Raw genomic sequence first — 12617 nt, 5'->3', positions numbered from 1 at the left:
GGAAGCAGCTATCTTAAAACAGCTTTCCTGGCCGTAATTTCTTCGTAAACCCCGTCCCATAGTTCTATTCGTTTTTGAAGAGATTTCGAAGCTTCCAATTCAGCCTCGGCCCAGAATTCTTCATTTTCTCCGCAAAGGTTCGATGTCATCTGTAATGCAAGATGGCTGTGGTGATCGCCGTCGACTTCGATATGCCTTTCAAGATAATACTTGAAAATAGAAATGCTCCCGGGAAAATTCCTGTGGATATCATTGATAATTGCGTGGAACATTCCGGGTATGAGATCCTCGCGGCCGAAGGTAAAAATGGCGGCCTGGACATAATCCTTATTGGTTCCGATCATGTCGAAAGTGTAATTCACAAACTGCCGGGCCTTTTCGGGTGTTCCGGAATCCCGGAAAGCTTGGTCGAGATTACCAGTTTTTGTTAACACTGACAGGAATTTTTCGATTTGCATCGTGTCGGCACCGCATTGGTTCATAGCTTCCAGGTAGATTTCGAAATGACTTTTTCTTTCACCATTCATATCAACGTCGGATTCTTCACCGGCTACTATTTCATTGATAAGGTGCCTTGTCTCAGCTGAACCCTTAGGGAACCAGGGGACACTTGTACACGTCAGGCTGTTTTGCAGCGATTTCAAAAGGGACATAAAATCCCAGACTGCATAAACGTGGTACTGCATGAAAACCTGGAGGTCTTCAACGTCATTAATAACTGAATAAACTTTGTGGTTGATAATCTGCTGCCGAAGCGGCTCGATTTTCTCCTGCATTCTTTCAATCTGGTTCAAAATGGTGTGTTTTTAAAATGGTAAAAAATAGTAAAGCTCAATCCCGCTCAAAACGTTCCTTCTTCAGACCTTCCAGTATCTCTTTGGTAGACTCAAAACTGGTATGGTGAAAGGCCCTGATTCCAAGTTTTTTGGCGGTGTTTGCAAACATTATACGATCGTCGAAATAAACGCACTGACTTGGCGTAGCCTGCGCAATGCCCATCGCCAGATGAAAAATTCCCGGGTCTGGTTTGCGCATTTTTACTTCACAGGATGAGATAAACGCATCAAAGCAAATATGTAGCTTAAATTTCTGAACGCGGTAATCGTTCAGTTCCTTTCCCTCATTGTTAATAGAAATGATCCGGAAGCCGCAGTCCTTTTTCCATTCTTTCAGCCAGGCGAGCATACCGGGCAGCTCCACGGACTGGGCATACATAAATTCCTTGAAATCTTCCCGGACAAAATCCCGCGGGTGATTAAATATGACGGTATCGAGATACTGGTCAAGCGTTATGCTGCCGATTTCGTATACATTGAAAATGAAATTATGAAGGGTATCCAGTTCCTTGTAATCCAGGCCGAATTTTTCCGCTGCAAGCATTCTGGATTCATGTCCCCAGCCATTGGTAAGCAGCACGCCACCCACATCGAAGAAAAGTATTTTAAGATCGCTGATCTGCATTTTCTGTGAAAGATTTAAATTGAACGAAATGATAGTCCGAACGTATACGTTCGGACGGACTATTCCAAGGCCTCTGGCCGATTTTGTTAGTGCGAAGGTTGCCTGCCAGCTCGCTAACAAATGATTTTCAGTTTTGTATCGGGATTTGCACTGCTGTAAATGTAATGCTGAGGCTCTCTGACGATTCCGGCCTTCACAGGATTGTTCCAGATATACGCAGTTTTTTGATTGATAAATTTGTTTGATTCGAGCCAAATAGGATGGTTCTTGTGCTGCCAGAACTGAAATTCACACTTTGGACTGCTACCTTTTGCAAAATAACGGAACATGTAAAGCAGCCATTCTTTCCGGCTTTCCCGCGGGTTTTCCTGAATCAGCCGGATGATTTCCTTGGCTGTAAAACTCTTGAAATCCCTGATGATTTTCCCAACATATCCTTCTTTGGCGGCACAGATCAGATGTATGTGATTGGACATGATACAAAATTCGTAGACTTCCAATCCTTTGTGATCGATGCAATAATTGAGATTTTTGATGATGTCATCTGCATAGGCATGCCTTGTAAAGACGTCGATCCAGCCGACAACGGTCATTGTAACAAAGAATAATCCGCCTTCATAAAATCTGTATTTTTCTGACATACGTTTACTTTTCTACTTAGGACGTACCATCCTGAGAAAAGTAACGTATTTTTTTGCCAGCGCGAAGCTCTCCGGTTCGTTAGCGCGAAGGTGGCCTTCGTGCTAATTATTCCAAGGCCTCCGGCCGGCCCTGCGATGTACACAGGCGGCCGGAGGCCTCGAAATAGGCGGCGCGAAGCTGGAGCTTCGCGCTATTTCGCAATCACTTAACAGTTCTTCTGGCCCAATCGAAAATGGTAGTGTAAACGTCATCTCGGACGGGCTTACGTGACAGTATCAGATCGTGCATGCCGCCGGGGATCGACTGGATACTATACGGACCGATGATGTTTTTGGCCTGTCGTGCGATCTCGTCGACGTTGAGTATGGCGTCTCCACCAAACATGGCTTCGCTCCATTTTTTTTCATCAACTGATTTTGCGGAATGCAAAACCAGCACTGGTTTGTTGATCTCTAAACCCTGCGAGAGTTTAAGCAGTCCGTCATGGATAGCTTTGACCCAGCCAAAATTAACCGGAGGTACTTCAACAGGTTTCCAGCTGAGGTTATACGACCACTCGCCATGAAAATCCTTATGCAGACTTTCTCCATATAATGCGCTGATTCCTGAATCTGTTGTTGTCTCAGGATGTTTTTCGGCACGTTTCACTATATAATTGATCGCCGATTTCTTAAGCATTGATTTTGCATTCAGATCAAAAAAAGGACTGTTCAGCAACACCGCGTCAAACATTTCTTTTCCATTTCGGGCATTGGCATAAAGGGAAACGATCAGACCGCCGGTGGAGTGACCGCTTAAAAGAATTTTGGAAGCACCTTCGCTTTTAATTGTGTGCAGAACAGTATCGATATCCGGGAAGTATTCCGACAGGTCGCGCATGTTATTCAGTTTCTGGTGTCCCAGCCACGACCTTCCATATTTACGCAGATCCACAGCATAAAAATTGAACCCCTCGCTGATAAAACGGTCTGCCATTTCTTCCTGAAAAAAGTAGTCGTTGAAGCCATGCACGTACAAAACAGCTTTTTGACTTTTTTCAGCTGGCAGTTTCCTGATAATCGTACAGGTTACGCTGCCTTCGTAGTCGGAGGGTTGGACAATTGTAGCCTGTTTGAAACCATTATTTAAAATATCCGCCCAGTAAGTCACTTGTCCCTGAGCGGCATGGACCGTCAGTAACATCAGTATCAGATACGGCATTTTGTTTTTCATTTTGTTCAGTGCGAGTGTTAGTTGTGGGCTTAGATAACTGATAATGATACGAAATTATTAAATCGGAACGACTTAATCAGGCCGTCGCGACAGATGTAAGTCTAAAATTGGCGAATCCCGTGGACAAGTAGGAGTATAGGAAGGAATAGGGCGGGAGAATTGATATTTCAGAAAAAAAGGCTCAAATTAAAAACACAAAGAAATCCGGTGTTGATCAGCTCCCTTAACTATTTACAGATGAAAAAGTTTTTATTCCTCTTATCCATTCCGGTGGTTTGCCTGGGTCAGGGGATGCCTGTTATAATGTCCCCGAAGACCGCGCGAATCCATGCGAAAGCCCTTACCATTGATACCCACGCCGATGTGCCCATCAACATGATGAAGCCGGGTTTCGACATTGCCGCTGAACACGATTTTGAAAAAGACCGCACGCAGATTGACTTCCCGAGAATGATAAAAGGAGGTATGGACGGTATGTTTTTTGCGGTTTATCTCGGGCAGGGCAAACGTACAGACGAGGCAACGCTGGAAGCGAAGAAAAAGGCTTTGGCCATTTTTGATAAAATCCATGAAGCCGTAAAACAGAACCCGGATGTAGCAGGACTGGCAACCACTTCAAAAGACGCATACCGCCTGCAGAAAGAGGGCAAACGTGCTGTTTTTATAGGAATGGAAAATGGCTGGCCGATTGGAAAAGATCTCTCCAATATAAAATTGTATTATGATCTCGGGTTAAGATATGTGACTCTTTCCCACTCGCTGAATAACGATATTTGCGATTCGTCCACAGATGGCGACGGGCCGGAGCATAATGGACTAAGTTCATTCGGCGAAGATGTGGTGAAGGAAATGAACAAGCTGGGCATTATGGTGGATGTTTCGCATGTTTCTGATTCTACATTTTACGATGTGATCAGGCTCACCAAAGCTCCCGTGATTGCTTCCCATTCTTCATGCCGGGCCCTTTGCGACGTACCTCGGAATATGACCGACGATATGATTAAAACGTTGGGCAAAAACGGAGGTGTGATCCAGATCAATTTTGTACCGGGCTTCGTAAAAAAACCATCTCAGCCTCACGAGATGTCACTGAAAGCACTTCGGCTGAAAATCCGGCAGACAGACTTGTCCGACGCAGACAGAAAGGTTTTGAGAGACGAGATGAAAGCGATTGATGAAAAATATAAGGACGACATGCCAACAGTAGCGGATGCCGTAGACCATATTGAACACGTGATTAAACTGACTGGTATAAACCATGTGGGCATTGGCATGGATTTGGACGGAGGAGGAGAGGTGATCGGGCTGCGCGACGTAAGCCAGATCGGTGCAATCACTGAGGAATTGGTAAAAAGAGGATATTCGGCTAAGGACATCGAAAAGATATGGGGCGGTAATATTATGCGCGTTCTGGATCAGGTGCAGGAAGCAGCAGGAACTATGTAATTGCTCATAGCAAAATGAAGGTTTAGGGGAAACGACTAAAAAATATATACATTTTAAGAAATAGTTTAATAAAATTGTAAATCTTACAGGCTCTTTCAGATTATCTTAAATTGTAGATTAACAAATGGCTAAGTCAACAGGTAAAAAGAAACCAAGCTCAATAACTCCTCCCGCGGAAATCAATACCGAAGGCGCTGAGCGTCAGGGTTTAGAAGCGGTAGAACCGATTAGCCGTTTTACAGATTTTGATATTCACCTTTTCCGTCAGGGTAAGCATTTCAAGCTTTATGAAAAATTGGGTTCCCATGTGATGGAGTTCAAGGGAGTGGTGGGTACCTATTTTGCGGTTTGGGCTCCCAACGCTACTTATATTTCCGTAGTAGGCAATTTTAACGGCTGGAATAACGGGGCGCATCCCCTGGCCGCAAGGTGGGATAGTTCAGGAATCTGGGAAGGCTGGATCCCGGACGTGGGCGTAGGTGAAGTGTATAAGTATTTTATCGTGTCCAACACCGGGCATCAGCAGGAAAAATCCGATCCGTTTGCGCTCTGGGCCGAAGTAGCCCCGCGTACAGCCTCGATTGTCTGGGATACCTGGTATGAGTGGAACGATGCCGACTGGATGAAGATCCGGAAAGAAAAAAACAAGCTGAATGCACCTATATCCGTATATGAGGTGCATCTGGGCTCCTGGCGTCGCGATCCTTCCGACCCGGAAAGATATCTTACGTATAAAGAAATTGCTGAAAGCCTGGTACCGTATGTTTCGGAAATGGGATTTACGCACGTGGAGCTCATGCCCGTGATGGAACATCCGTATCCGCCTTCCTGGGGCTATCAGATCACCGGTTATTTCTCATGCGCCTCCAGAATGGGTACTCCGCAGGAGCTGATGTACCTCATCGACAAGCTGCATCAGGCGGGCGTTGGTGTTTATATTGACTGGGTACCTTCTCATTTTCCAGGCGATGCGCATGGTCTTTACCGTTTCGATGGTACGGCTTTGTATGAACATGAAGACCCCAGAAAAGGCTATCACCCCGACTGGAAAAGCTATATTTTTAACTATGGAAGGAACGAGGTCCGCTCATTTCTGATCAGCAACGCTATTTTCTGGCTTGACAGATACCACACGGACGGTCTGCGTGTGGACGCGGTGGCATCGATGCTATATCTTGATTATTCAAGAAAACATGGAGAGTGGATACCGAACGAATTCGGCGGCCGGGAAAACCTGGAAGCCATTTCGCTGCTCAAAGATATGAACGTCGCCGCGTATACTGAATTTCCTGATATACAAACCATTGCAGAAGAATCTACGGCATTTCCGGGCGTTTCCAGGCCGGTTTTCGTGGGGGGGCTGGGTTTTGGTATGAAATGGATGATGGGCTGGATGAACGATACGCTCAAATACTTTGAAAAAGATTCCGCTTTCCGGAAATGGCACCAGGATCAGCTGACTTTCAGTCTGGTATATGCATTTTCAGAAAACTTTATGCTTCCTTTTTCTCATGATGAAGTTGTATACGGAAAAAAATCACTGATCAATAAAATGCCTGGGGATGAGTGGCAGCGATTTGCCAATCTCAGGTTGATGTTCACCTATATGTTCACGCACCCAGGCACCAAGCTCATTTTTATGGGAGGGGAGTTCGGGCAGACTTCAGAATGGAATTTTGACCAAAGTCTGGACTGGCATTTGCTTGAACAACCATCACACATTGGTATAAAAGAGACTATCAAGGCTCTCAATCAGCTTTATAAGACGGAGCCCGCCATGTACGACTTTTCTTTTTCCCATGATGGTTTTGAATGGATCGACACCCAGGACAGGGAAAATTCAGTTTTGGTTTACGCAAGGAAATCCACTGATCCGGAACAGAATATCGTGGTCGTCCTGAACCTGACGCCCGTTCCGCGGAAAGGGTATCGGGTAGGCGTGTTGTCAGCCGGTGACTGGTTGGAGATATTCAATTCGGACGCAGTAGCGTATGGTGGCAGCGGGGTTATCAATTACCATCCGGTTACTTCGGAAACGCACCAGTGGCACGGAAAGAGCTACTCGGTCATTCTTGACTTGCCGCCAATGGGCGCATTGGTATTGAAGAAAAAATCTGCCGGCAAAATATTGTAGAATTATACGGTGAATTGATGCCTTATGATAGCTAAATGAAGCCGTAAGTTAATTTGTAACCGAACACAGGGCAGAGAAATTGGTCTCTGCCTTTTTTTTTTGGACATTTTTTTACCTTTGCCCATCAATATTTATTAGAATCAAATGAAGCGAATCCGATTAATAGTACTTTTTCTTCTTTTAGGTTCAATCCCGGCGTTCTCTCAGAGCCTTTCAAGGGTGACATCCGGGCTGGATCTTGGTTTGGGATATAAAGACGAACAATGGGTACCGGCGGCAATGTATCATCAGGAGCTCAGCCTGAGTAATTTCTCCTGGTTCAGGGTTACCTGGGGTGTTCGCGCATGGGGGTATTATGCCGGCAGGACTAATCTGATCCCTCAAAACAATGCCCTTTCGATGGACACGCTTCAATTTGGCAAAATCACTTCGAATGGTGCCAGCTTTCTGCTTGGCGCCACCATCCGGCTTTGGAAATTCGATATTGGCGCCAATACTGATGTGTTTGGGTTAGCCTTCGGCGTCAAACGCAACGGATTGTACACCAAACCATCCTTGTTCCAGGGAGAAGGAGCAGAGTACTATAATAAATATGTTGCCAGCGGACCGGCCTCTATTAACTTCCTTCCTTTGTTCCTGGATAAACAAAACGGGCAGTCAGAAGTGTTTTTGCGGTTCTGGCTCACCGAACGCATAGGTCTGAAACTTGGCTATATTCAGGGCAGGATCACTTACGCCACCCCGGTAAAGCTTGATAACGGGCAAAAGCGTTTCTCAACGACCTATGGCGTGCCTTATGCGGGCGTTTCTTTTCCCTTATACAACTGATCTTCAAATTACCATTTATTTCCCATGATCGAAAAGCTGGTTGATTCTCATAAATACAACCTTTGGAAGAAGAAACTGGAGACGAACGGCATGGATCTGCACCGGATCGACGAACTTTACACCCGGCGCAACGGTCACGGAGAAGTTTTGTTTTCCCTGCTTTACACCGATGCCACTACACCCGAAGGAAATAAAATTCCGCCTATCTGTTTTTTAAAAGGGGAGGTTGTAAGTGTGCTGGTTTGTTTTATTGACGCTGCAACCAGAGAGAAGTACCTGCTGCTGGTTCAGCAGCGCCGCATCTGCGACGGGTCCTTGACTTACGAACATCCCGCTGGTATGCTGGACAGCGAAAGCGATGCGGCTTCCGTGGCGGCCCGGGAGGTTTTTGAAGAAACGGGCATTGCGGTGGATGTGTCGCAGTTGATCAGTGTGAATAAAGATCCATATTATCCATCTACGGGCACCAGTGATGAAGCCATGTATATGTTCTACTGCGAGCTGGAATTAAGTTCTGACGAGATCAGAAGCTATCATAACCAGACACAGGGTCTCGTGTCGGACCATGAATACATCAATACCTTTGTCGTACCATTTGCAGAGGGGCACCACCTGATCACCAACGTGAATGGGGTATTGCTCGACTTCCTGTACCTGAAACATGTGGGTGACTGGGATATGATGAAGAATCTGTGATTCGGGTGGACGAAATTTGTGAACAATTTCTTTTTCAAATGTTCACAAAATCAAAATAGAGGCCTATATTTGCACCCCGTTACCGGCCAAAAGCCAACCCGCGCCCGTAGTTCAATGGATAGAATTGTGGTTTCCGGTACCACCGATAGGGGTTCGAATCCCTTCGGGCGCACCAATAATTGATACTACTTCATAAAGTGTTGATTCAGAGTATTCGAAGAGACCTTTCTAAGAAATTAGAAGGGTCTTTTTTTGTTGCCTGCCGTTTGCTAATTCATGTATACTGGGTGGCTAACTGGAGTACTTATCTAGCATAGAGATCTCCTAGTCAGCTCTTCCCCGATATCTTTCAGGTGTTTGACGGCACTCTATACTTGCTCATTGTTCAGTTCGCCTCGTTCCCCATTCCCTCATCTTTTCTCCAAGCCTTAATATAGTCGTGTGAAGACGCGGATCAAACACCCTTTCGATTTTCAGATGGGTTAAAGAGTAGATGCAGGTTTTGAAGCGCTGTTGCGGTTATTCGGGTCACTCCAGCCTAAGATTATCCACAGGATTGGTATTGGCCGCCTTCATTGTTTGCGAGAAGACGGTTGTCAGTCCAAGGGCTAACACAACAGCCAGGCTTGTGATGACTTCAAAGGCGCCAATGGTTGCATGATAATACTGCGCCTCTCGCAGCATCAACTCCATTAACAGGTATACGCCTGGAATGGTGAGGACACCCGCGATGGCCAGCAAAACAATGAATTCTTTTGATAGCAAGTAAACCAGGCTTCCGGAAGAAGCACCCATCACCTTCCGGATGCTCACCTCTTTCACCCGGTTTTTGATCGTGAACACGACCGTCCCCAACAACCCCAGGCACGCAATGGTGATGGCTAACACACCCATGAATCCCCACAACTTCATAATTTGGTTGTAAAAAGAATAGCTATCGCGGATCTGGTCTTCGAGGAATTCGGCTTTAAACTTCTGGCCATTCCCGATAGATTTCCAGGCTGCTTCCATGTCCAGGAAAGCATGGCGCTCGTCGATTGATTGAAGGTGGAAATTTGCATAGTTGAATTGCTCGGGCGCATATTCGAAAAAGAAGTTTCCAATCGGTGATTGCAGGCTGGCGTAGTGGAAATCTTCCAAAATACCTACCACGCTCACTTTTCTTTTATCAGGAAGGATGACCACCTGATCGATGGCTCCGGAAGCATTATCAGGGCTCAGTTTTTTTGCAAATACTTCATTGATGATGATCGAACGCGCGTTTTCGCCTGCGTTGCTACTGAAGTTCTTTCCCAGCACAAGATGCAGGCCCATATTTGTAATAAAATTTTCATCGATGGCCATCCTGCTCGCAGCTATGGAATCTGAGTGGGCCACCTGCTTCACGTGCAAGCCCGGTACCTTTCCGGCTCCCAATGGATGCGACGACATAGCGATCAGGGGAACGAAGGAAAGCTTTGCAAATTCATTTTTGACCAATTGCGGATCCGCCTGCTGAAGATCAACATTCAGTATTTTCTCCTGGTCAAACCCGAAATCATAATTGATAGAGTACTGATACTGTTGCCCCATAATCAATACGGCAAAAGTAAAACCAAGAGACAGGATGAATTGTAGGGTAATCACAAGCTTGCGTAATGAGAACCGGCCGCCCGTTTTTGTTTGCAGCTCCTTCCCTTTCAGTGCCATTACGGGTCCAGTCTTTATAAAATGAAGTGCCGGAACAATGCCGGAAACAAAGCCAACAAGAATGCCCAAAGTGACGAAACCGGCAAACGTCCCAAGGGTAGGATTCAGATCGATCCAATCAAGTTCGGTGGTAACCGACAGGGTTTCACCGCGAATGATCTCAAAGAAAAAATACGACAGGGTCACAGCCAGCAGCATAATGATCGTGCTTTCCATCACAAACTGCATGAAGATATGTCTCTTCCGTGCACCCATCACCTTACGCACACCAATCTCTTTCATCCGTTTGAGTGACTGAGAGATAGCTAGGCTAACATAGTTGCTGCACGCTGCGAGCAATATAATCATGGGTAGAACGCCCATCAGCAGTATTTCCTGGTAGCTCCATTCGTTGCCCATGTCATTATCGAGCTCAGGCCCGGGAACAATCTTATCGAAACGCTGAAGTTCGAACGAAGCCTGGAATTCTGGTTTCGCGTATTTTTCTTTTGCAATGCCATTAAGGAACGCTTCAACGGCAGAGGGACTCAAATTGTCGGAGAGTTGCAGATAAGCGTATGAATTGTAGAAGTTGTCCCAATTTTTTTCGTCGTCGGTAAAAGACGCACCATGATGAGATGTGAGCGTGGCGAATGAGACCAAAGCTTCGGTCTTCAGGTGCGAGTTCTTCGGCATGTCTTTCGCTACACCTGTGATCATCACTTCACCATAGGGCTCTATGGATAAAAGTTCGCCCATCGGGTTCTTTTTTCCAAAAATCCGGGCAGCTGCTGCCTCGGTAATGACCATTGTATTAGGGTTAGAAAGAGAGGTGGCGGCGCTGCCCTGCAGCAGTGGAAAGTTAAACATTGAAAGATACGCTGCATCCACAAAGTATCCGTTCAAAGGCATTTTGATTTCTCGATAACGAACATGGCGGGGAAGCGACTGGTGAATACGAACAACCTTTTCCACTCCGGTAAAATTGCTTTTCAGAAGTTGAGCAGCGCCTATAGGCACGGATGCGAAGGATGGGTTCTCATGCCGGTCCCGAACGTGCGTGATTACCCGGTATAGGTGTTCTTTATTCGGATGAAAGTTGTCGAACTGATACATGAACACGATCATGGCAACGAACAGCAGGTTGAGCGACATGCCCAGCGCCAGGCCGAAGACATTTAAAGTGGTGAAAAATGCATTTTTCGACAGGTTGCGGGTAGCTGTCTTGAAGTAATTCGCTAACATATCCAAGTTGAAGAATGCGACTGACGGAAGTGATGAATTTTTTCTGGCGATAATCGATGGACGTATCAGCCCCAATACTTCTCTTAGAAAAAAATAGTTGGCTTTTTTTATACCTAAACGGCTTACACGCAGTGCATACCTTTCATGAAGATCACCCATCACCGTCTCGCGGACATGTGGAGCACATATTCGCATGGCAATTCGGTTTAGCCACCTGGGTGGAGATGGTGTATTCGGCCCAACCTCTTCAAATTCACCCAGATCACTTCGTCCCATAAACTATGGTCTAGTTCAATGTTTATATGATCTATTTCTGTATATAAAATGCATACCAGATCGAGAAAATCTTCAATTTGGCCTCGCACGGCGTTTATTAAGAATATTCGCGATAATTCAGTGTTCATTTTCGAACAGAAGTTGCACGTCTTTGAACGACCATTGTTTTTCGGGGCAGGCTAGTAAAATTACTACCTAAAGGATGCCAGATATACAACCAGACAAGGATACCGTCGCGCAGCAGATACGCCACCTTCAGGATACCCTGTATGTAGTCAGTGGAAAGGGGAAGTTGCCCATACTGGTGGCCATACATGAGGGTAACAGTCGCTTTCGCGACATTCAGCGGAGCGTGCACGGCATCACCACCAAGGTCTTATCCACGGAACTCAAGACACTGGAGCAGAATAAGCTAGTGGTACGGCGGGTTTATGACACATCGCCGCCCACCGTGGAGTACACAACTTCTTCCTACTGCGATACCTTGCAGACCATGGTGCTTGAAATGATTGCCTGGGGTAAAAAACACCGTGACCGAATCCGGGAAGAGTAGGTGAGACCCTGTTTAAATCTGGATGTGGCTCTAGTCTGGAATCGATTTGGTTGTTTGCATCAGGTAGCTGAGACGGACACAGATTTGGTCTAGTGCTTTTGTTTCCAATACACCAACCCCATGGCGAGTAGAAAAGCCAATTCCATCAGTAACCAGTATAATTGCTTTGTAAAAAATCCATCCAGGATAAAACCTATCAGTCTAGCTATGATAATCCCGATTGTGAGGGCAGATAACAAAACCGTGGCAGTCAAACTCCAGGAAGCCGAGCTATTATAGAATATCAGAAAGCCACCCAAGCCGATCAGCATTCCCCATTTGACCCTGTTCTCTATCATTTGATAGGGCTCGATAGGTGGTGTGGATTTCCCAAAAAGGTCTGGTTTAAAGGCCAGAATGAACCCAGCAATCAATAAAACAACGCCTGTTATTTTCAGTAGTAAATTCATATTGGAT

At 45.9% G+C, this 12617-nt stretch carries 11 protein-coding genes and 1 tRNA gene; 6 read left to right on the top strand and 6 right to left on the bottom strand.

The genetic code is table 11. The features are described from left to right. Window positions 1-8: 8 nt before the first annotated feature. The 4 genes from FBF61_RS03865 to FBF61_RS03850 form a co-directional block, all read right to left on the bottom strand. Entirely contained in the window at window positions 9-776 is a 768-nt protein-coding gene (locus FBF61_RS03865; RefSeq protein WP_138476137.1) for a DUF3050 domain-containing protein, read from the bottom strand. Window positions 777-831: 55 nt separating this feature from the next. After that, on the bottom strand, window positions 832-1461 hold the full coding sequence (locus FBF61_RS03860; protein ID WP_138475831.1) for an HAD family hydrolase: 630 nt from the start codon (window positions 1459-1461) through the stop codon (window positions 832-834). 113 nt (window positions 1462-1574) lie between these two features. Continuing rightward, window positions 1575-2102 carry an REP-associated tyrosine transposase gene (locus tag FBF61_RS03855; RefSeq protein WP_138475830.1) on the bottom strand — a complete coding sequence of 176 codons (528 nt, stop codon included), beginning with the start codon at window positions 2100-2102 and terminating at the stop codon, window positions 1575-1577. 202 nt (window positions 2103-2304) lie between these two features. Then, entirely contained in the window at window positions 2305-3303 is a 999-nt protein-coding gene (locus FBF61_RS03850; protein ID WP_229214904.1) for an alpha/beta hydrolase, read from the bottom strand. A 249-nt stretch (window positions 3304-3552) separates the two neighbouring features. Here FBF61_RS03850 and FBF61_RS03845 point away from each other — a divergent pair, with 249 nt between their 5' ends. From FBF61_RS03845 to FBF61_RS03825, 5 genes are all read left to right on the top strand, one after another. Then, a complete protein-coding gene (locus tag FBF61_RS03845) occupies window positions 3553-4761 on the top strand; it encodes a dipeptidase (protein WP_138475828.1) in 1209 nt (402 codons plus the stop codon). 124 nt (window positions 4762-4885) lie between these two features. Next, window positions 4886-6895 (top strand): 1,4-alpha-glucan branching protein GlgB, encoded by a 2010-nt coding sequence (glgB, locus tag FBF61_RS03840; protein WP_138475827.1) that lies wholly within the window; start codon window positions 4886-4888, stop codon window positions 6893-6895. Between the two features lie 144 nt (window positions 6896-7039). Continuing rightward, on the top strand, window positions 7040-7723 hold the full coding sequence (locus tag FBF61_RS03835) for a hypothetical protein (RefSeq protein WP_138475826.1): 684 nt from the start codon (window positions 7040-7042) through the stop codon (window positions 7721-7723). 24 nt (window positions 7724-7747) lie between these two features. After that, window positions 7748-8419 (top strand): NUDIX hydrolase, encoded by a 672-nt coding sequence (locus FBF61_RS03830; RefSeq protein WP_138475825.1) that lies wholly within the window; start codon window positions 7748-7750, stop codon window positions 8417-8419. A 100-nt stretch (window positions 8420-8519) separates the two neighbouring features. Beyond that, window positions 8520-8594: transfer RNA gene (locus FBF61_RS03825), tRNA-Arg, on the top strand. 353 nt (window positions 8595-8947) lie between these two features. On the opposite strand, the gene FBF61_RS03820 is transcribed toward FBF61_RS03825, so the two are convergent. After that, on the bottom strand, window positions 8948-11608 hold the full coding sequence (locus tag FBF61_RS03820) for an ABC transporter permease (RefSeq protein WP_138475824.1): 2661 nt from the start codon (window positions 11606-11608) through the stop codon (window positions 8948-8950). Window positions 11609-11810: 202 nt separating this feature from the next. Between FBF61_RS03820 and FBF61_RS03815 the strand changes: the two genes are divergently transcribed. Further along, complete coding sequence (locus FBF61_RS03815; protein WP_138475823.1) at window positions 11811-12161, top strand: winged helix-turn-helix transcriptional regulator; 351 nt, start codon at window positions 11811-11813, stop codon at window positions 12159-12161. Between the two features lie 89 nt (window positions 12162-12250). Here the strand turns inward: FBF61_RS03815 and FBF61_RS03810 are convergent, their stop codons facing one another. Continuing rightward, a complete protein-coding gene (locus FBF61_RS03810) occupies window positions 12251-12610 on the bottom strand; it encodes a DUF4345 family protein (RefSeq protein WP_138475822.1) in 360 nt (119 codons plus the stop codon). Window positions 12611-12617 lie beyond the last annotated feature (7 nt).

Origin of the sequence: Dyadobacter bucti (genome assembly GCF_005869225.1) — a bacterium.
Taxonomy (GTDB): domain Bacteria; phylum Bacteroidota; class Bacteroidia; order Cytophagales; family Spirosomataceae; genus Dyadobacter; species Dyadobacter bucti.
Note: the sequence above shows the minus strand (reverse complement) of the source record. Positions and strands in the feature narration are given on the sequence as shown.